This window comes from Polaromonas vacuolata (assembly GCF_012584515.1).
GTDB lineage: Bacteria > Pseudomonadota > Gammaproteobacteria > Burkholderiales > Burkholderiaceae_C > Polaromonas > Polaromonas vacuolata.
In genome coordinates this window covers 125529-146749 of record NZ_CP051461.1, presented here as the reverse complement: position 1 = coordinate 146749, position 21221 = coordinate 125529, and the positions used below count along the sequence as shown (strand labels likewise).

The window sequence follows — 21221 nt, the reverse complement described above, 5'->3', positions numbered from 1 at the left end:
TGACTCGCTGGGGTACAACGGCTTATAGTTGAGGTCTTGCCGACGAGCCTAGCTGCTCGCAAAGCGGGGAGCCGAGGAGACATTCAAGCAACAATAATCGCATCTGCAAAAGGCCATTCAAAAGATGTTTTTTGCCAAAACGCTGGTAACCCCAGCGTTTTTTTTCGTCCCTGCAAAATGGCTTTGCAAGCCGTACGATTAATCTGGATTAGCGTCTTGCGCCGTCACCGGCGGCTTGAGTTTGGCAAGGGCCTGTGCAATCGCCAGCGACTTAGCCGCAGCCCGGCCAATCGCAGCGCTTGATCCAGCCGCAGCCTTGCCTCGGCCGTCAAGCAGTGCAGTGACTTCTGCCGCGGTACGCGGCGTACCAATGGGTGCGGCAGCCAAACCTTTTTGCACCGCAGCCATGTCTTCCTCGCTGGGGTACTGACCGAGCAGCATGTAGTCAAAAACCCGGCGCGCAATCGGCGCGGCCACGCCAGCGCCCCAACCGGCATTCTCGACAATCACGGCCAAAGCTATTTTTGGATCATTAGCCGGTGCAAAAGCCATATAGACCGCGTGATCACGCTGGTGTTCATCGAGTTTGGCGCTGTTGTATTTTTCTTTCTGACCAATCGTCACCGCCTGCGCCGTGCCGGTCTTGCCACCAGAAAGATAGCCCGCGCCGGCGAACACCCGCGCCGATGTACCTTCTTGCGTCACGCCAACCAGCGCACGCCTAATGATGTCTACGTTTTCAGGCTTATAGCCCAAGTCCACCGCCGCCGTCAGTGGCAGCAAATGGATCGCTCGGCTCACAGGATCTTGCGTTCCCATCACCAGACGCGGTGTGTGCTTGATGCCATTGTTGGCCAGTATGGCGGTGGCCTGGGCCATTTGCAGCATAGTAAAAGCGTTGTAGCCCTGACCAATACCTAGCGAGATGGTTTCACCGGGATACCAGCGTTGCTGCGCCGCATTTTTATAACGGTTGCGCTTCCATTCTTGGCTGGGCAATACACCCCTGACTTCGCCATTAATGTCTATGCCGGTGATTTGCCCCAAGCCCAGCGGCACCATGAAGTCATGAATGGCGTCTACACCGAGCTCGTTAGCCAGCGAATAAAAATAGACGTTGCTGGACTTGACGATGGCTTTATACATGTCGACCGTACCCAAGGCGATGTCGCCGTGGCTGCGAAAAGTGTGGCCACCAAAAGTCCAAGAAGCGTTATCGTTGACCACAAAGCTGGCCGAGCGTTTGCCGGTTTGCAAAGCCGCCATGGCCATAAACGGCTTGTAGGTTGAACCCGGCGGGTAAGTGCCGCGCAGCGCGCGGTTGAGCAGCGGCTTGTCAATTGATTCGTTTAGCGCCTGCCAACTCTCGACATCAATGCCGTCGACAAACAAGTTGGGGTCAAACGTGGGCTTGCTCACGAAAGCCAGTACATCGCCGGTCTTGGGATCAAGGGCCACTAGCGCGCCGCGGCGCTCGCCAAACATATCTTCGACTAATTTTTGTAGCCGTATGTCTATCGACAACATCACGGTGTCGCCCGGCGTGGCTGGGTTGGTTGAAAGCTTGCGCACGGCGCGGCCACCGGCAGAGGTCTCGACTTGGTCAACCCCAGTCGTGCCATGTAGCTGCTTTTCAAAACTTTGCTCTACCCCGAGCTTGCCGATGTAGTCGGTTCCGCGGTAGTTACCCTCCTCTTCGCTGCCGGCTAGCGCTTCTTTCTCATTTTGATTGATCCGGCCTATATAGCCGATCACATGGCTTGCCAACTCTCCGTAAGGGTAGTTGCGAAACAGCCGCGCTTTGATATCTACACCCGGAAAACGAAAGCGTTGAGCCGCAAAACGTGCGACTTCTTCGTCTGTCAATTTGGTGCGTATGGGCAGCGACTCGAAGTTTCTCGACTCTTCTCGTAGACGTTTAAACCGGCGTTTATCGCGCGGCTCAATCGCAACAATAGTCGCTAGCTCGGCAATGGTCTCGTCGAGGTTGGCGATCTTGGATGGCGTGAGTTCGAGCGTGTAGGCGGAGTAATTACTCGCCAGCACTATGCCGTTGCGGTCCAGTATCAGCCCGCGATTAGGCACTATGGGCACAACCGCTGTGCGGTTGCTTTCGGCTTGCTCAGCTAAGTCAGCGTGGCGATAAACCTGTAGATAAATCAGGCGCGCAGTGACCAATCCAAAAGCAAACAGTACAACCAAAATGGCGACCACGATACGGGTGCGAAAACGCGATAAGTCGGCGTCAACATTTCTCAGCTCTGTCATAGCAATCCGGGAAAGCGCAAGCTCATAAGGGACGGTTCTGGTCTGGATCGGGCGCACGTCGCTGCGGTATCAACAGCAACACGCTCACCAGCGGCCAAAGCAAGGCTTCAATCAAAGGGGCGAGCAAAATATACCAACCCGGAAAAATACCGCCCGCTAGCATCCGAATCAACAGCTCAAGGCCATGCGAGAGTGCAAACAAAGGCAGCACCTGCAGCGCCTGCGAGGGCACGGAAAACCACAGCAGCCGGCGACTAATCAAGGTTGCCAAAAAGCACAGCACGGTATAGGCCAGCGCGTGTTGGCCCAACATCGAGGTCTGATGCACATCGATGATCAGACCAAACATAAAGGCCATGCCTATGCCCACGCGCAGCGGCTGATGGATGCTCCAAAACATCAGCACCAGTGCCAAAAAGTCAGGTATCCATACCGCCCGGCCAAACGGCAACATGTCCAATAGCAGCGCAGCGATCAAGCTAGCCCAAATAAAACCTCGGTTAACGGGTAACAACAGCTGCTGGCCAGACGAAGACAAGATCATTTGGCGACTCCTTTACCAGCGGGTGTAGCTGCCACCGTGTCAGGCCGGGGGGGAATCTGCTCACCAATCGGCTTGACCACCATCACATGGCGAGCGCCACTGACCAAAGCCTGTGGGGTACAGTAAATCTTGGCAAAGGCGGACTCAGCGCGTCGCTCAATACGGCTAATTTTGGCCACCGGCAGACCGGCTGGATAAACACCATCGACGCCGCTGCTGGTGAGTAAGTCGCCCACCTGCACATCGGAATTGCTGCCCATAAAACGCAGCTCTAGCCCGCCACCCGCAGTAGTAGCGTCACCAAAAGCTACGCTGCGCGCGCCAGTGCGTACATTGAGCACGGGAATGGCCAGATCCCGGTCTATCACCAGCGTGACTTCACTGACCAGCGGATAAACCCGTGTCACTTGCCCGAGCACGCCGGTTTCATCTAACACTGGCGAGCCCAAATCCACGCCCTTTAACGAGCCCTTGTCTATGATGAATTTACGGGTGTAGGGGTCGGCTGCGTCATAAAGCACTTCGGCGGCCATGACGGAAGTAGCCAGATGCTCGCGCAAGTTCAACAACTTACGCAGCCTATCGTTCTCCAACAACAACTGCTCGACTTGACCGGCGCGTAGTGATTGCAAAGCAAGTTTTCGGCTGGCATCCGCGCTATTGCTATTGGCTTGATCCAAACCGCTGACATATTCACTGCCAATTTGCAGTGCACGCGCTGGCTGTTGAACCAGCCATTGAACCGGAAACAGTGCGGTGAGCATCACTGAGCGTGTCGACTCAGTGATGTGAAAACGCACATCAGCGACCATCAAGAATAGGGACAAAGCGCTGAAAAAAATCAGTTTAGAAAGCGCTGACGGACCTTGTTTAAAAAACGAAGGCGTCGATCTGTCCAAGGTTGCGAGAGGCATATGCGCTAGTAGGCGGGACGCAGGCGACCCGCACCGAATTCAATGGTTAAGGTTTATTCCGTGGTGAAGATAGAACCCATACGGTCCATGCGTTCTAGCGCCATACCGCAGCCGCGTACCACGCAGGTCAGTGGTTCTTCGGCGACCAGTACCGGCAGGCCGGTTTCCTCAGCCAGCAAGCGATCTAAGTCGCGCAGCAAAGCACCGCCACCAGTGAGCATCATGCCGCGATCGGCAATGTCTGCGCCCAACTCTGGAGGTGTCTGCTCAAGCGCGTTTTTCACGGCGCTGACGATGTTGTTAAGCGGATCAGTCAAGGCTTCCAAAATCTCGTTGCTCGAAATCGTGAAGCTGCGCGGCACGCCTTCGGAAAGATTGCGGCCTTTGACTTCCATTTCCTTGACTTCAGAGCCAGGAAAAGCTGAACCAATGTTTTTCTTAATCGCTTCAGCCGTCGGCTCACCAATCAGCATGCCGTAGTTGCGGCGAATGTAGTTGATGATGGCCTCATCGAAACGGTCACCACCCACGCGCACACTGCCTTTGTAGACCATGCCGCCAAGTGAGATCACGCCGACTTCGGTAGTGCCGCCGCCGATATCCACCACCATGGAGCCGCTGGCCTCGGAGACCGGCAAGCCAGCGCCAATCGCTGCGGCCATAGGCTCTTCAATCAGGTAAACATTGCTGGCGCCTGCACCCAATGCGCTCTCGCGAATGGCGCGGCGCTCCACTTGGGTAGAGCCGCAAGGCACGCAAATGATGATGCGCGGACTAGGCTTAAAAAAACTGCGTGGATGCACCATCTTGATAAATTGCTTGAGCATCTGCTCGGTGACCGTGAAGTCAGCAATCACGCCATCCTTCATAGGACGAATGGCTTCAATATTGCCAGGCACTTTGCCCAGCATGGCCTTGGCCTCACGGCCCACAGCTTGTATAGTTTTTTTGCCTTGCGGGCCGCCTTCATGGCGTATCGCTACGACCGAAGGTTCGTCCAGCACAATGCCGCGATCGCGAACGTAAATCAAGGTATTGGCTGTGCCAAGGTCTATGGCTAGGTCGGTGGAAAAGTACCGACGAAATGCTTCAAACATATTCAGAAGTCCGGTTAGGGCATGGGCTAAGCTTCGCTGCACCATCGCCGCTGGGGGTTTGTTTTTAGGGAAATTTACGCAGTGAAAAAAACGGTTATGAATAAATGACTAAAGCGCGCAAAGTCGCGCAAAACCCGGCTTTCTTCTTATGTTCCGCCTTAGATTTGCCCTTGCTCTTCATTTGGTACTGTGTTGGATTCAAAATGAAATACAACGCAATGGGCCGGTAAGAAGTTCAAAGGAAAGAAAGGCGATTGGAAAAACTGTCTTTATATCTGGGGTTTGCGAGCCGATAAACGCGTAAAGAATGCATCCGGCCGTGTTTTAGCTTCAAGGCGGATAATAACGCATCCCCCTTCCGCGAAATAAGCGCAAAGAGCCTTGCAGCCTTGTCTTTACCCCCGCTTAGCGCAAATCAGCAATTTTTTTGAGTAGTTTAAAACCATGGCACTGACATCTAAAGACATAGAACGCGTGGCCAATCTGGCCAGACTTGAATTGCGCAGTGACGAAATAGCGCCGATTTTGGATCAACTCAACGGATTTTTCAGGCTGGTCGACCAGCTCGATGCCATAGACACCAACGGCGTTGCACCGCTGGCACACCCAGCTGCACTGCTAGGCGAAGTCGCCCTCAGGCTGCGCGATGATATCGCCAGCGAACCCAACCAACGAGAAGCCAGCCAGGTCAGCGCACCGGCTGTCGAACGCGGCCTATTTTTAGTGCCCAAGGTCATCGAATGAACAGCAACACCCCGAACACAGAATTACACGACCTTGGCCTGAGCGAGCTCTCAGTAAAGCTATCCGCCGGCGAAGTCTCTAGCCTAGAGCTGACGGATCATTTTTTAGCGCGCATCGCAGCGCATGACAATCTGGGCGCCTTTTTAGCGCAAGACGCCGACGTCTCGCGCGCCCAAGCCAAAGCCGCCGACCAGCGTTTGGCCAATGGCGAACGCGGCCCCTTGCTAGGCATTCCATTGGCCCACAAGGATGTGTTTGTCACGCGTGACTTTCCCACCACCGCTGGCTCAAAAATGCTGGAGAACTATCGCAGCCCGTTTGACGCCACTGTGGTCAACCGTTTAGGCGTGGACCAAGGCGCTGGCATGGTCACTTTGGGCAAGCTCAATTGCGATGAGTTTGCCATGGGCTCGGGTAATGAAAACAGCGCTTATAAGCCGGCACTAAACCCTTGGGACCACAGCCGGATTCCGGGCGGCTCTTCGGGTGGCTCAGCCGCGGCCGTGGCGGCGCGCTTGCTACCGGCCGCTACGGGTACTGATACCGGTGGCTCGATTCGCCAGCCGGCTTCGCTGTGCGGCATCACTGGCATCAAGCCGACTTATGGCCGCTGCTCGCGCTACGGCATGGTGGCTTTTGCCTCTAGCCTAGACCAAGCCGGACCGATGGCACGCAGCGCACTAGACTGCGCCTTGATGCTCTCGGCCATGGCCGGACCCGATCTGGATCGCGACTCAACCTCGCTAGACATGCCGGCAACTGACTACGCTGCTGACCTACTCGTCCAATCCGCCAGCGGCATAGGTAATAACAGCCTCAAGGGTTTGCGCATTGGTCTGCCAAGGCAGTTTTTTGGCGCTGGCTGCGCACCTGATGTGTTAGCTGCCGTGCATGCGGCCTTGGCCGAATATGAAAAGCTAGGCGCCAAGCTGGTGGATATCGATCTACCACTGACAGAGTTGTCAATACCGGTCTACTACGTGATCGCACCGGCCGAGGCCAGCAGCAACCTGAGCCGCTTTGACGGCGTGCGTTACGGCCACCGCGCCGCGCAGTACAGCGATCTGACAGAGATGTATAAAAAGTCGCGAGCCGAAGGCTTTGGCAACGAAGCCAAGCGCCGCATCATGATTGGTGCGTATGTGCTGTCCGCCGGCTACTACGATGCCTACTACCTCAAAGCACAAAAGATTCGCCGCTTAATCGCCCAAGACTTTCAAAGTGCTTTTGCCAAGTGCGACATCATTGCCGGCCCAGTCTCACCCACAGTGGCGTGGAAGCTGGGCGAGAAATCCGCCGACCCAGTGGCCAACTATCTGGCCGATATCTACACTTTGTCGTCCAGCCTAGCCGGCCTCCCCGGCATGAGCGTGCCCGCCGGTTTTGGCGCGCACGGCATGCCGGTAGGTCTGCAACTGATAGGCAACTATTTCAAAGAAGCCCAGCTACTGGGCGCGGCGCATCAGTTTCAACTGGCAACCGATTGGCATCAACGAGCACCGCAAGCATGAGTCAAAACGCTATGAACACCGTGAAAAAAAAATCCCTGTTGGTGCAGGGCTACGAAGTCGTGATTGGCTTTGAAACCCATACCCAGTTAACTACCGCTTCAAAAATCTTTAGCCGCGCCTCCACCGCGTTTGGTGCTGAGCCAAATACCCAAGCATCAGCCGTTGACTTTGCCTTGCCCGGCGCACTACCGGTGATGAACAAGGGCGCGGTTCAGCGAGCGATTGAATTCGGTCTAGCGATCAACGCCCACATCGCCGAAAGCAGTGTGTTTGCGCGCAAGAATTATTTTTATCCCGACCTGCCTAAAGGCTATCAAATCAGCCAGTTCGAGATCCCTGTGGTGCAAGGCGGCAGCGTTGAATTTTTTGTCGATGGCGAGAAAAAAACCGTGCGCCTAGAGCGTGCCCACCTGGAAGAAGATGCGGGCAAATCGCTGCACGAAGACTTCATAGGCATGAGCGGTATAGACCTGAACCGAGCCGGCACGCCATTGCTAGAGATAGTCACACAACCGGATATGCGCTCTTCCAGCGAGGCCGTGGCCTATGCCAAAGAGTTGCATAAAATCGTCACTTGGATTGGCATTTGCGATGGCAATATGCAAGAGGGTAGCTTTCGCTGCGACGCCAATGTCTCGGTGCGCAAACCCGGCGCTGAACTGGGCACGCGCCGCGAAATTAAAAACTTAAACAGTTTTAAATTCATGCAGCAAGCGATCGACTTTGAAGTGCGTTGGCAAATTGAACAAATTGAAGACGGTCACGAGATTCGCCAAGCCACTGTACTGTTCGATCCCGACAGCGGCGAAACTCGCGCCATGCGCACCAAAGAAGATGCGGCCGATTACCGCTATTTTCCCGACCCCGATTTACCGCCACTCATGATTGGCCGCGACTGGGTTGAGCAAACCCGCGCAGCAATGACAGAGCTGCCGCGCGTGATGGCGGCGCGCTTTGAGGCCGACTACGGCTTGTCTGAATACGACGCCGGTCAGCTGACACAAAGCCGCGCCACGGCCAGTTATTTCGAAGCCGTCACCGCTAGCTGCGGCCAGCCAAAACTCGCCGGTAACTGGGTCATGGGCGAGCTCTCGCGGCGCCTCAATGCAGACGAAAAATCAATTGAAGAATCCAGCGTCAGCCAAACCCAATTGGCCAGCTTGATCACGCGAATTGCTGACGGCACCATCTCGAACAACGCGGCGCGGCAAGTCTTTGACGCGCTCTGGTTAGGTCAAGCCAGCGATGTCGATGCGGTCATCGAAGCCAAGGGTCTCAAGCAAATGAGCGACTCGGGCGAGTTGGAAAAAATCATTGATGAAGTACTGGCTGCAAATCCGAAAAACGTAGAAGAAGTGCGCGCTGGAAACACCAAAGCTTTTAACGCTTTGGTCGGTCAGGCAATGAAAGCCAGCAAGGGAAAAGGCAATCCTGCGCAGGTCAATGAATTGCTCAAGAAAAAATTAGGCTGAACTTAAAAATCTATAACCGTATGTATGCATAGTGCATACGTTTATAGACAGCCAAAATCACTTCGGAAAATACGAACACACGCGTGCCAACTACGGCGGGGCGATGCATGCGTAGCGCAATCAGTGAGTAAAGCGCATGCCGACTAAACCCAGCTTGATGAGTGCGTAGTTCGTCAACTGCAGCAGTGTCTGATTCAGATAAGGCCGACAAAACTTTTCGGAAATTTTCAAAAGTTTTTTAAGTTTTTAAGTTTTTAAGTTTTGAAAGTGGCGAAGTTTTAGCGTCTGATGAAGCGACGGCAAGTTTCATGGCTAAAGCCTTAGAGACAAAGAACGCCAGCTACATCACCCACGCCATCTGCGCACAAATCCTTGCACCCCCAACAGCAGCGATAAAGTTCAACGTCTACAACTGCTCCCGAATGGATAAGCACGTGCACGTGCACAGCTTATAAAAACTGAGAGAGCGTGTGGAGCCCCGCCCCTTCTCGGCGACTTTCTCTACTAACGCCGTATTGCTAAAGGCAATTTGACAACGCCGGGGCAAGCAAAAGTGAATTCGAGATTAATCGCATAAATTGCTATTTCGCAATGAATGATTAGCCGTTTATGCCAACGCAAAACCGCACCATCCCCGAATTTTTTTGGTTTAATTTTTGCAACTTAACGCTAACAAAAATACCATCTCACTGATGCAATCCTCAATGCGTACAACAAGTTTTTTAGTATTTTCACGCTTGCACGCGTAACCGATCAGCGCTATAAACGCCAGCAAAAATCGATAAATTTAATCAATTTTTTAAATATCTTCTATTCATATTGCGCAACGTTATTCACTTCAACCGGTAACGACACATGAATCCCTTAAATAAAACGGCGGTCATCAATCCTTCTGTAAGGCAAGATACAGAAAGAAAAATACCGACGACTCCAAGCCCAGTAGTTATTCAAAGCAGCCTTGCAAGTCGGATACCCACACACCAAGTCAGTCCCGATTCTCCAAGAAGCTTATCGAGCTACGCAGTCACATCAGTCACATCAGTCACTGTAGATAGCACTGAGGCTAAAGCGAGTAGTTCTAGTAGCTCCAGCCGTCCCAGCAGAATAATCAGCAGCGCTAGTTTCTCCTCTTCCTCACCTTTAGTTGAAACCCATCAAGGCGTGCAGATTCATCCAGAAGAGTTAGAAAGATTACTCAATCGCTCGAGTATCAATGAAGAAGAAAACGCCGCGGTGTATAGCGAACTTCAGGGTCGAATGTCTGAAGTTGTTAACGCTGCAACGAATCCCGCACGACCCGAAGTGGCCGTACGAGCCCTGATTTTGCTCGGCAACCTAGCTGCCATTTCTGACGTCAGAGCCGCTGAACTATGGGCGACCTTGGGGACTACTGGGCGCGCAGCTGTCTTGACCGCGGCAACGAGCCCCGCACAACCTGCAGTGGCCGAAGAAGCCCTGTTTTTGTTGGGCAATCTAGCGGCCAACTCTGACGACAGAAACACTGAGATCTGGGCCACCTTGGGGTACGCTGGGCGTGCCGCTGTCGTTGCCGCGGCAACGAACCTAGAACAACCTGCAGTGGCCGAGCGAGCCCTGTTTTTGTTGGTCCATCTAGTGGCCAACTCTGACGTCAGAAAAACTGAACTCTGGGCCACCTTGGGGAACGTTGGTCGCGCAGCTGTCTTAACCGCGGCAACGAACCTCGCAGTGGCCGATAAAGCCCTGTTTTTGTTGGCCAATCTAGTGGCCAACTCTGACGTCAGAAAAGCTGAACTCTGGGACACCTTGGGGAACGTTGGTCGCGCAGCTGTCTTAACCGCGGCAACGAGCTCCGCACAACCCGCAGTGGCCGATAAAGCCCTAGAGTTGTTGACCCACCTAACTGCCAACTCTAACGTCAGAAAAGCTGAACTATGGGCCACCTTGACGGCGGCCGGGGGTGAAGGCCTGATCATTGCAGCGACAACTGCGGGAGAACCAGAAGTCGCCAGCATGGCCATTGCGCAGCCACTGCTTGCGCAGCTGTGGGCCGCGACTCAACGGCCAGCTGTTAAGCAACAATCTACATATTTTTTATTCACGCAAATTTTGGGCAATCCTCACAGAACCCGCCAAGCGATGAACGCATTGAATGCAGCCATGCCAGCTATTGCTATGCGCCACATCATAGCTACGCTTCGTCAGTGGGGTGGACTAGTTAGCCACCATGAGCTAGAGCGATTAACGTTACTAGCCGGCATCGTTCAAGCCAATATCTCACCACAAAAAATGACTGTGTTTATGGCTGCCGTGATGAGTGGAATAGGTCTCAGGCAATACCCACTTGTACAGCGCTTAGTTCTGTGCGATCAAGTTATGGCCATGCACATGGCTGAAGGTAATGATCCGGCAATGTTTAGACATCACATGCGCTTAGGGTTTGATACGGCTTGCGGCGACACATCCGCAGTACTCGTGAGCCAAGATTTATCGGCACCAGAAAAGCTGCAACTCTTAGAAATTATTTATTCTTCTCGAGAATTTTTAAGCGCTCAAGTAACACTTGATGAGTTGTTGAAGCTGCGGTTAATACCTAATAATTCACGCGATTTCATGGTGAAAGCGATAGGACTTATCCTCAATGGCGGGCAAGCAACTCCCACTCAATTTAAAGAAATTCTGACTTGGCTTAAAGGCGAATTCAAAAGAGATGAGCAAACAGGTGAGCTAACAGATGGGCCAACAGTCTTTACCAATTCAGCCACTCTTGGCGATATTGGAGATTCGGCAATCTATGCACTGGCAACACAACGCGATCAATACTTCTCTCTTTACCAAAATTTTCGACCACATATGACGCGTGATTTTATTCAAGCTGAAATCGCAGAAATTAGTCAGCAAGTTTTGACAAAAGAAATACCAGAGGATTTTGGCGCTACTCTTATCTTTCAATTACGACAGTTTCTGTCGACCGCGAAAATTGATGCAGGTGTTAGCGACGATGGTCAATACGATAGAAAGAGTGAATCTAAATAGTTCGGCAGATTTAATCTAGACGTGCAAGCGTTGGATGATTGATTTGTGTCTACCGCATAAAAGACTTATGCGGCGTTCAATCTCCCGAACATTTTTTGAGATGAAGATTGCGTCTATGCATCGCTAAAGCAATGTCATCGTTCATGAGGCAAACGAAGCGCACTGCCTTTGGAAAAACTGACGAATCAAACCGTTCATATTTTCATTCGTGTAACGCACCCACGCGGCGTATGCATGGACAAAAATAAAATCTACACCCAAAGCAAACGCTGCTCGTTCATGTTGATAACATTTCTTGTAGTTACTACTAAAAATTTTTAACCATATGTATACATATTGCATACGTTTATGTGAGTATTTTTATGTGCGCAGCCAGCCCAAATCGCTTTGGCCGACAAGCTTATTTTTTCTCGCTCTGCTGGCTGATGTTGGGGGCAACTACTGACCACTGCGGCGTCAGCTTTGTCAGCTCTAAATCAAAGCGGGAATTGATGCGGGTTCTCTCTAATTCTTGCTCGCTCAGATAACGCTTTTGCAGCGTCAAGCTGCTCTCCACGTTTTCTAACTGGTGCTTCAATGCAATCGGTGCTTTGCTTTTATCTTGGGCATAAAACTCAAACTCTTTGTCTAGCTTTTTACGCTGCTCATTTAGCGTTGAGATAATTTTCTGTAGCGCCTGATTTTTCTCGGCTAAGGATGTTAGGGCCAAGCCGCGCTCTTTGTCGTGAACCGCACGGCTCGGATAACGTAGCAGCAAAGCTCTACTCAAGCGCTTTTCCTCGTTGACCCGAGCATTCACATCCGCCGCAATTTTTTCCTTTTCGTCCAATGCGTTGCGTTCATGAACAGTGAGCGTAGGCCCCCTGATTTTGCGCACCATACCTGTTGAACTGAGTTCGTTTTGGTTGCGGTCTACGCACTCGGCAATTGGCCGGTCAGACCTTATTTGGCGTCCCTGCTCATCCGTGCAAGAAAAAAAAGTTTGCGCTGTTGCAGCAGATTGAAAAAAAACTGCCACAGCCGTGATGGCACTTGTGGCAATGCCCACAGTTACAGACAACACAACACAAACTAATTTTTTAGAAAGCAATTGCGACCTCAAATTTATCTAACTTTAATCCACGCCGTAACGTTCTCGGTAAGCCAAAACGGCTTGATAGTGAACGCCGACATCAGCGGCCGCGGCCGCCGCATCGGATGCGGCAGGCACGGTCAAATACTGCAACAAATCGGCAAGACGTGCAATGGCACATACCTGCAGACCTAATTGGTTACGCACAAATTGAACCGCGCTATAGGGCACGTCTTGGCCGTTTTCCGTGGCTTTTTCTTGCCTATCCAGCGCAATGACCACAGCATGCGGCGTCGCACCCGCGGCTTTGATAATCGCAATCGATTCGCGCGCAGCAGTGCCGGCCGACATCACATCATCAATAATAAGTACCCGTCCGCGCAGTGGCGCACCGACTAAAGTGCCGCCCTCGCCATGGTCTTTGGCTTCCTTGCGGTTATAGGCAAATGGGTAGTTATGACCTAGCCGCGCCAGCTCTATGCAGACAGCAGCAGCCAGTGGTATGCCCTTGTAGGCTGGGCCAAAAATCATGTCAAACTCCAGCCCGCTATCCTTTTGGGATTGCAGCAGCTGACGCGCATAAAATTGCGCTAACAAGCCAAGTTTGGCGCCATCATCAAACAACCCTGCATTGAAAAAGTAGGGACTCAAACGCCCAGCCTTAGTCTTGAATTCACCAAAACGCAGTACTCCTGCCTGTACGGCAAACTGCACAAACTCCTGCGCCAAAGCGTCTGGTGCTGCAGCAACACCGTCTTTAAGACTGAGTGACTGACTATTTTTTTCTTGCCCTGGCGTGACTGTCGGGGTGCTCATTGGAGATGTCCTTGTTTAAATTAACCAGCCTCAACCTCAACGGCATACGTTCTGCCACCAGCAAAGGCTTGGAAGACTGGCTGTTGCAGTCAAAACCGGATTGTATTTGCGTGCAAGAACTAAAGGCTCAGGGCGCCGATATAAAGGATAGGTTTGAGGTGCTTGCCGGCTTAAAAGGCCACTTTCATTTCGCAGAGAAAAAAGGCTATTCGGGCGTTGCGGTTTACAGCCGAGAAGAGCCCAGTGATGTCATCGTCGGCTATGGCTCGGCAGAATTCGACTTGGAAGGCCGCTACTTAGAAACACGCTTTGACCGAGCAGGCCGCAAGTTGTCGGTCATAAGTGCCTACTTCCCCAGCGGCTCATCGGGCGAAGAACGCCAAGCCGCCAAGATCCGCTTTCTGGCCGAGTTTTGTCCTTACATGCTGGCGCTTAAAAATGAGCGCGAATTTGTTTTGTGCGGCGACATCAATATTGCACATCAAGAAATCGATTTAACAAACTTTAAAGGCAATAAGAAAAACAGCGGTTTTCTGCCAGAAGAGCGCGCTTGGATGACGCAGTTGTTAGCGCTAGAAAACGCGGGTGGCGGCATGGTCGATGTATATCGCAAACTGCATCCAAGCACCACGGGAGACGCCTACACCTGGTGGAGTAACCGAGGCCAAGCGTATGCCAAAAATGTGGGCTGGCGACTGGACTACCATTTGGCAACCCCTAGCTTTGCCCAAGGCGCACACACCGCTCACATCTACAAAACAGAAAAGTTTTCAGATCACGCGCCATTGACAATAGATTACGATTTCGAAGTCTGAGCGCAGCCTGCATCGCAGGCCTTCTCTATGCACATAAACAAAACATGTGCCCAACACAAACTCAGCACCTGCTTCGCCCTAGCTGCGCCGCAGGCTTGGCCGCGCAGGCTAAGTGCTAACAAAAAACGAAATGAATAAAAACTCCCACGCTTCGCCACTCCCCACGCGCCGACTCGACCTTCCGCTTTTTGGGCTATCGGGCGGTGTTATTTCGCTGTTTTGCCTTTGGGCCTTAATCGATTTAAACAGCCTTTCAGTCGCAGTCGATACGGGCTTTGCCTTTGCGTCGCGTTATTTCGGTCTGTATTGGCAATTGCTGCTGCTGTCGACATTTTTAATTAGTCTGGTGATTCTCTTTATGCCGGGGGCAAAAGCGAAGATGGGCAATGTCGCCAAACCAGAGTTCAGTCTCTTTCAGTGGAGTTCAATGATCATCTGCACACTGCTCGCTGGCGGTGGCGTGTTTTGGGCCGCTGGTGAGCCGATGGCGCACTTTATGTCGTCGCCTCCGCTGTTCGGTGCGCAATCCAAATCGGCCGCTGCTGCTTGGCCAGCACTGGCGCAGTCGTATCTGCACTGGGGCTTTCTAGCCTGGGCTATTTTGGGTTCGCTGACCACCATCATGCTGATGCACTATCACTACGACAAAGGTTTGCCGCTAGCGCCGCGCACCCTGCTGTATCCGGTTTTTGGTGATCGCGCGATCAAAGGCCCTATCGGCACCCTCACTGATGCGGTCTGCATCATCGCTGTGGTGGCCGGCACGGTCGGGCCGATTGGTTTTCTCGGTTTGCAAGTGGCCTACGGGCTGCACACACTGTTTGGCATACCCAATGGATTTGCCACACAAGCCATCGTTATCGGCGCATTGGTGGGCATCTATACCTTGTCTGCCCTTAGCGGCATCAATCGCGGCATTCAGTTAACCAGTGCGATCAATATTTGGCTGGCCTTCATTTTAATAATCTTCATCTTGGTCGTAGGACCTACCAGCTTTATCTTCGAAGGCTTCTTCAAAGGCATGGGCGTTTACCTCACCAATTTCTTTCCTATGGCGCTTTACCGCGGCGAAGCGGGCGTGTTTGGCGCACCCGGCTGGCTGGGCTGGTGGACGGTTTTCTTTTGGGGCTGGTTCTTAGGCTATGGACCGTTAATGGCGGTGTTTGTGGCACGCGTAAGCCGCGGCCGATCTATCCGAGCCATCGTCATTCTTTTGTCAATTGTTGCGCCACTGGTGACCAACTTTTGGTTCACGATTGTGGGCGGTACCGGTATTTCGATGGAACTGGCGCAGGCCGGCTCTATCTCGCAGGCATTCGAGGGCCTTAACTTGCCGGCCGCTTTGCTCGCCATCACGCAGAATCTGCCGGCCGGCTTTTTAGTGTCGATATTGTTCATGGTGCTGACCTTTACCTTCGTCGCCACCACTGGCGACTCAATGACTTATGTGATCTCAGTGGCGATGTCCAAGAGCAGCGAGCCATCCGCGGCAGTGCGCGCATTCTGGGGTGTCGCCATGGGCGCGACAGCCATCATTTTGGTCTCGCTGGGCGCCGACGGCGTTGGTAAATTACAGAGTTTTATTGTCATCACAGCGGTGCCGGTTTCGCTCATTTTGCTGCCCTCACTGTGGGATGCGTTACGTATTACTCACCTTAAAGGGAAAACGCTTTAAATTGCATTCGCTTGATTCAAGCTAGTTGTTATGCAATCAAACCGTGTGAGCGCCGCGTTCTGAAACCTTAGGCTCACGCTGTTTGAAGTAACGGTACTGACGGCTAAGCGCTAATTGGCCTTAGCCTTAGCCTTAGCCTTAGCCTTAGCCTTAGCCTTAGCCTTAGCCTTAGCCTTAGCTTCATTCAAGCCCGCCTCAACCGAAGCTGCAAGTCACTAACCGTTAATCACTGAAAATGAAAAGCGCACTTTGTGCTCTGTGCTGAATCAAAACAACAGAGCGCGAACGTCAAGGTGAAACGTTGTGATTCCAAGTCAATTCACTACCGAAGCAAACTGCTTTTATCCCTGTCTTTGGCGAAAAAATAGGTGGAATGTTGGCGTTTAAGAAAGGTGAAATCTCTCGCCACTCATCCGTCTTTCGACATCGAAAAAAGAGAGTGAGTTGTAAGGCAATACGCCGTCTAGCCGTCATCTGAAATCCCAGTTTTTCAACAACTAGTAATGAAAAGTATTTACTTGATTGAGCCTGACTATGAAGGCGATTCAATAACAGTTTTGCTCGGGCATGTTTGCGAAGGTGTTCTCCATTACTATTGGATCTCAATTGCAAATCATTAAAGGAAACCACAATGTCAAGCGAACCAACCTGCCCATTTTCGGGCGCCGCCACTAAAAAAACCATAGTCGGAAGTCAGACCAAAGCTAATTGGTGGCCCGACCATTTAAACCTCAAAATCTTGCATCAGCAGCCCGCCATGGTTAGCCCTATGGGCACGGCGTTTAACTATGCTGAAGCATTCAAAACCCTGGATTTAGACGCTGTCGTTGCAGACCTCACCGCCTTGATGACCGACTCGCAAGAGTGGTGGCCAGCAGACTACGGTCACTACGGCCCATTCTTTGTCCGCATGGCATGGCACTCAGCCGGCACCTACCGCATCGCCGACGGTCGCGGTGGTAACGGCAATGGCGCGCAGCGCTTTGCACCACTCAACAGCTGGCCAGACAACGTCAATCTGGACAAGGCACGCCGCCTGCTCTGGCCTATCAAGCAAAAATATGGCCGCAAACTGTCATGGGCCGATTTGTTTACCCTGACTGGTGACGTCGCGATGAACTCCATGGGTTTCAAAACCTTTGGTTTTGCCGGCGGCCGCGAAGACATCTGGGAACCAGGTGAAGAAATCAATTGGGGCCCAGAAACAGAATTCTTGGGTAACGAACGCTATTCCGGCGACCGTGTATTGGCCAATCCATTGGCTGCCGTGCAGATGGGTCTGATTTACGTCAATCCAGAAGGCCCGGATGGCGTGCCAGACCCGCTCGGCTCAGCCCGCGACATTCGCGAGACTTTTGCCCGCATGGCCATGAACGACATTGAAACCGTCGCACTGACAGCCGGCGGCCACACCTTTGGCAAATGCCATGGTGCAGGTGACGTGTCCCATGTCGGACCAGAACCAGAAGCCGCTCCTATCGAGCAACAAGGCTTTGGCTGGAAAAGCAGTTTCCGTACCGGCAAAGGCGTTGACACCATCAGCAGCGGCTTAGAAGGCGCTTGGACCCCAACACCAACGACTTGGGACAACAGCTACTTTGAAACCCTGTTTGGCTACGAGTGGGAACTGACAACCAGCCCAGCCGGCGCTAAGCAGTGGAAGCCAGTCGGCGACACCGGTGCCGGCACCGTGCCTGATGCACATGACCCAAGCAAGCGCCATGCACCGATGATGTCTACCGCCGACATGGCGATGCGTGTCGATCCGGCTTACGAGAAAATCTCGCGCCGCTTCTTGGCCCATCCAGAAGAACTGGCTGATGCTTTCGCCCGTGCTTGGTTCAAGTTGACGCACCGTGACATGGGTCCACGTTCACGCTACCTCGGCTCGCTGGTGCCAGCAGAAATTCTGATCTGGCAAGATCCAGTGCCTGCGGTTGACCACGTTTTGGTCGACGGCAAAGATGTCACAGCACTCAAAGCCACAGTTTTGGCCAGCGGTCTGAGCAACGCAGAGCTGATCAGCACGGCCTGGGCTTCTGCCTCGACCTACCGCGGTGGTGATAAGCGCGGTGGCGCAAACGGTGCGCGTATTCGTTTGGCTCCACAAAAAGACTGGGAAGCGAATCAGCCAGCCCAGTTGGCCAAAGTGTTGGCAGCGCTGGAGAAAATCCAAGCTACGTTTAACGCGGCGCAATCGGGTGGCAAGAAAATCTCTCTGGCCGACTTGATCGTTTTAGCTGGCAATGCCGCAGTGGAAGCTGCAGCGAAAAAAGCCGGTCAAGTAGTGACAGTGCCGTTCACACCAGGACGCACGGACGCTTCGCAAGAAAATACAGATGCGCATTCTTTCGAGCCGCTTGAGCCAAAAGCCGACGGTTTCCGCAATTACATCGGTAAAGGCTTGGAGAGCTATACCGCTGAGATGCTGATTGACAAAGCACAACTGTTGACCCTGACCGCACCAGAAATGACGGTCTTGGTCGGTGGACTGCGTGCCATGGATACGAATAACGGACACAGCCAGCACGGCGTGCTCACCCAGCATCCAGGTACGTTGAACAACCACTTCTTTGTGAACCTGCTGGACATGGGCACCAAGTGGCAAAAGGCCGAGGCAGTCGGTGTGCTTGAAGGCCACGATGTCGTCACAGGCAAGCCAAAGTGGACGGGCACCGTTGCTGACTTGGTGTTCGGCTCAAACGCTCAGTTGCGCGCTATTGCCGAGTACTACGCGTCTAGCGATGCTCAAGAAGTATTTACCAATGACTTCGTCACGGCGTGGACAAAGGTCATGAACTTGGGCCGCTTTGGTTCTTAATCCAAGGCTTGAAGTCATGAGGTAATCTTGCTCGGCAAGGCCTTGTGACACTCAAAAGAATCAGCCCCTGCGGGTGTCGAGATTTCTCGATTTCCGCAGGGGCTGATTGCTTTGAGCTTGAGCTTGAAGTGCGTAGCGTTATTTCAAAAAATCTAAATTTAATGGCTTGGCGCTAAAACTGGTGCACTGGTCAGTAGCTTTTTCAGCTCACCCTGCCACCATTTAGCCTGCATGGTGGTGCCGTGACCGGCGGTTTGGCTACTTGCTGGAATTAAGAAAAGCTTGGCACCGGGAATGCGTGCCAGCGTGGTTTCCATCACACCTAGCTCGGGTGGATTGCGCTCATCATCGGCAGAATTAATCGCCAACAGCGGCGCTTTGATGCGATTCAAAACGCTGACCGGGTCAAAATCGCGAGACGATTCCCACTGGTACAGATTGTCATTGGCATCGGCCTTAGAAGCAGCACTTAAACGCCCATCGAGCAAGGCGTCGGCGCGCTCTGCGGTCGGCGCCAGGCGCTGCAAAGCTTGACTGCCCCCACTGGTTCCAATACCAAAAAATACCGAGGCAAACTGCAAGCTAGCCGGCTGCTGAATGTAGTTGCCGCCCTGCCAAGTCGGGTCTGTGCGAATCGAGTCAATGATCAAACGCCGCATCATCCAATTACGGCCAGACATCGGCATTGGCGTTGCAGCCATGGGCACTAAGGCGTCCATAAAATCTGGATAGGTAGTGCCCCAATTCCAAGTTTGCATGCCGCCCATAGAGTTACCCAACACCAAACGCAAATGTTTAAGTTTGAATTTTTCTGTCACTAGCCGGTACTGGGCGCTGACCATATCGGCATAGTTGTAGTTGGGAAATTTCGCTTTCAGACCATCTGACGGTTTACTCGAAGCGCCGGCGCCCAAGGCGTCGGGCAAGATGATGAAGTATTGGCTAGCATCCAGCGCTTGCCCTTTACCGAAAAGTTCACCCGCAAAACCCGCACCCAGCATGCCGGTGCCAGACCCGGCCGTTCCATGCAAGATTAACACCGGCATACCCGCAGGATTACCCACTGTGGTGTAGTGAAGCTTGAGCGCTGGCATCACCTCGCCGGTGTGGAATTTAAAATTCTCTAGAACAAAATCACCCTCTACAGGTGCCGGATAAGGCGCTGCTTGGGCTTGAGTCGCAAGGCTAGTTAGGCCCAGAAGTAAAACCAAACACCAGCGATTTAAAGGTTTAAAGCGGTTCATTTTTTGTCTCCGATGGGGAATTGATAACCAACTCATCGTATACAAAAAGCGCTTGACTGGTTTTCTCGCGCTATGCGCTAATCCTAGGCAGTAATGAAAGGCTGAATTAAACCTAGCTGACGGCCTTGGAATTAACGACGTCGCCAGGCTGAGCCAGCGGCGCCGCTGTCACATGATCTCTATCGGGTCTGCGCCAAGGGTCTACATGGGTCATGAGGTTGATGACTCGGTGGCGTGCCAGCACGCGTTGGCTGGCGTTGACTGCAATGTCGTGACCTTGTTCGACAGTGATGTCTGCATCAACCTCAATATGCGCATCGACCACAATCATGTCGCCCATCTTGCGGGTGCGCAAATCATGCACGTTGCAAATGCCGGGAGTATCGTTCAAGGTCTGACGTATGGCTTGAACTTCTTGTTCATCGGCGGAGCGGTCCATCAAGTCATGCAGGGCATCCCAGCCAAAGCTCCAACCCATGCGGGCGACCATAAAGCCGACGATAAGCGCGGCGATGGGATCAAAAATCGGATAACCGCCGAGGTTACCGAGTATGCCCAAACCCACCACTAATGAGGAGGCCGCATCGGAGCGCGCATGCCAAGCATTGGCCACCAACATGCTGGATTTGACCCGTTTGGCTACGCCCAACATGTAGCGAAAGAGCAGCTCTTTAGAGACCAGCGCCAAGCCGGCTACCCACAAGGCAATCACATGCACTTGCTGCACCGTCTCGGGTGCTTCGAGCTTGCGAAAGGCCGACCACAACATGCCCGCGCCGACAGCTAGCAAAATCAAACCCAACACCAAAGAGGCAGCAGTCTCAAACCGTTGATGGCCATAAGGGTGCTCTTTGTCCGCATCTTTTTTGCCGTGATGACTGGCAAAAAGCACCACAAAATCAGCAACCAGATCTGACAGTGAATGCACACCGTCAGCAATCAGTGCCGACGATTTGGCAAAAACACCGATCGCAATCTGAATCACGCTGAGCACCAGATTGACCAACACACTGACCCAAGTGCTGCGCGATGCGGCCGCAGCACGCTCGGCGAGCGTGTGCTGAGTGTCTTCAGAATCGTCCGTAAGTTCGGTAAGTTTCATGGGGAATCTTTGGCGGCAATAAACGTGTAGAAGTTAACCAATCAGCATAACAAACCAGAGCGACTGACACATGACAAAGCGAAAGACACTGCAACGCCTGAAGGAGACACT

General features: G+C 52.8%; 16 protein-coding genes. 8 read left to right on the top strand and 8 right to left on the bottom strand.

Annotated features, from left to right (window positions below):
* Window positions 1-198: 198 nt before the first annotated feature.
* From mrdA to HC248_RS00660, 4 genes are read right to left on the bottom strand one after another with little or no spacing between them, the layout of a single operon-like run.
* Window positions 199-2268 carry a penicillin-binding protein 2 gene (gene mrdA / locus HC248_RS00675; RefSeq protein ID WP_168920806.1) on the bottom strand — a complete coding sequence of 690 codons (2070 nt, stop codon included), beginning with the start codon at window positions 2266-2268 and terminating at the stop codon, window positions 199-201.
* A 22-nt stretch (window positions 2269-2290) separates the two neighbouring features.
* Complete coding sequence (mreD, locus tag HC248_RS00670) at window positions 2291-2812, bottom strand: rod shape-determining protein MreD (RefSeq protein ID WP_420371994.1); 522 nt, start codon at window positions 2810-2812, stop codon at window positions 2291-2293.
* A complete protein-coding gene (mreC, locus tag HC248_RS00665; protein WP_168920805.1) occupies window positions 2809-3726 on the bottom strand; it encodes a rod shape-determining protein MreC in 918 nt (305 codons plus the stop codon). The genes mreD and mreC overlap by 4 nt, the downstream gene beginning before the upstream one ends.
* A gap of 53 nt (window positions 3727-3779) precedes the next feature.
* Window positions 3780-4823 (bottom strand): rod shape-determining protein, encoded by a 1044-nt coding sequence (locus HC248_RS00660; protein ID WP_168920804.1) that lies wholly within the window; start codon window positions 4821-4823, stop codon window positions 3780-3782.
* Between the two features lie 444 nt (window positions 4824-5267).
* Here HC248_RS00660 and gatC point away from each other — a divergent pair, with 444 nt between their 5' ends.
* From gatC to HC248_RS00635, 5 genes are all read left to right on the top strand, one after another.
* Window positions 5268-5567: an Asp-tRNA(Asn)/Glu-tRNA(Gln) amidotransferase subunit GatC gene (gene gatC, locus HC248_RS00655; protein ID WP_168920803.1), complete on the top strand. Its 300-nt coding sequence runs from the start codon at window positions 5268-5270 to the stop codon at window positions 5565-5567.
* Window positions 5564-7078, top strand: a complete 1515-nt coding sequence (gene gatA / locus HC248_RS00650; RefSeq protein ID WP_168920802.1) for an Asp-tRNA(Asn)/Glu-tRNA(Gln) amidotransferase subunit GatA — start codon at window positions 5564-5566, stop codon at window positions 7076-7078. Before gatC ends, gatA begins: the two co-directional genes overlap by 4 nt.
* Window positions 7075-8550, top strand: a complete 1476-nt coding sequence (gene gatB / locus HC248_RS00645; protein ID WP_238342679.1) for an Asp-tRNA(Asn)/Glu-tRNA(Gln) amidotransferase subunit GatB — start codon at window positions 7075-7077, stop codon at window positions 8548-8550. Before gatA ends, gatB begins: the two co-directional genes overlap by 4 nt.
* A 308-nt stretch (window positions 8551-8858) precedes the next feature.
* Window positions 8859-9005, top strand: coding sequence for a hypothetical protein (locus HC248_RS00640; RefSeq protein ID WP_168920801.1), 147 nt, complete (start codon window positions 8859-8861; stop codon window positions 9003-9005).
* A gap of 400 nt (window positions 9006-9405) precedes the next feature.
* Window positions 9406-11565: a hypothetical protein gene (locus HC248_RS00635; RefSeq protein WP_168920800.1), complete on the top strand. Its 2160-nt coding sequence runs from the start codon at window positions 9406-9408 to the stop codon at window positions 11563-11565.
* 400 nt (window positions 11566-11965) lie between these two features.
* On the opposite strand, the gene HC248_RS00630 is transcribed toward HC248_RS00635, so the two are convergent.
* The gene (locus HC248_RS00630; protein WP_238342678.1) at window positions 11966-12628 is read right to left on the bottom strand and encodes a DUF4124 domain-containing protein; all 663 of its coding nucleotides are present in this window, start codon (window positions 12626-12628) and stop codon (window positions 11966-11968) included.
* 51 nt (window positions 12629-12679) lie between these two features.
* Window positions 12680-13453, bottom strand: a complete 774-nt coding sequence (gene pyrE / locus HC248_RS00625; RefSeq protein WP_168920799.1) for an orotate phosphoribosyltransferase — start codon at window positions 13451-13453, stop codon at window positions 12680-12682.
* Between the two features lie 11 nt (window positions 13454-13464).
* On the opposite strand from pyrE, the gene HC248_RS00620 reads away from it, so the two are divergent.
* From HC248_RS00620 to katG, 3 genes are all read left to right on the top strand, one after another.
* Window positions 13465-14268 carry an exodeoxyribonuclease III gene (locus HC248_RS00620; RefSeq protein ID WP_168920798.1) on the top strand — a complete coding sequence of 268 codons (804 nt, stop codon included), beginning with the start codon at window positions 13465-13467 and terminating at the stop codon, window positions 14266-14268.
* Window positions 14269-14398: 130 nt separating this feature from the next.
* A complete protein-coding gene (locus HC248_RS00615) occupies window positions 14399-15943 on the top strand; it encodes a BCCT family transporter (protein WP_168920797.1) in 1545 nt (514 codons plus the stop codon).
* 631 nt (window positions 15944-16574) lie between these two features.
* Window positions 16575-18764, top strand: a complete 2190-nt coding sequence (gene katG / locus HC248_RS00610; RefSeq protein WP_168920796.1) for a catalase/peroxidase HPI — start codon at window positions 16575-16577, stop codon at window positions 18762-18764.
* Window positions 18765-18922: 158 nt separating this feature from the next.
* Here katG and HC248_RS00605 read toward each other — a convergent pair whose 3' ends face one another.
* Both HC248_RS00605 and HC248_RS00600 read right to left on the bottom strand, forming a co-directional pair.
* Window positions 18923-20008, bottom strand: coding sequence for an alpha/beta fold hydrolase (locus HC248_RS00605; RefSeq protein ID WP_168920795.1), 1086 nt, complete (start codon window positions 20006-20008; stop codon window positions 18923-18925).
* A gap of 112 nt (window positions 20009-20120) precedes the next feature.
* Window positions 20121-21110, bottom strand: coding sequence for a cation diffusion facilitator family transporter (locus HC248_RS00600; RefSeq protein WP_168920794.1), 990 nt, complete (start codon window positions 21108-21110; stop codon window positions 20121-20123).
* Between the last annotated feature and the right edge of the window lie 111 nt (window positions 21111-21221).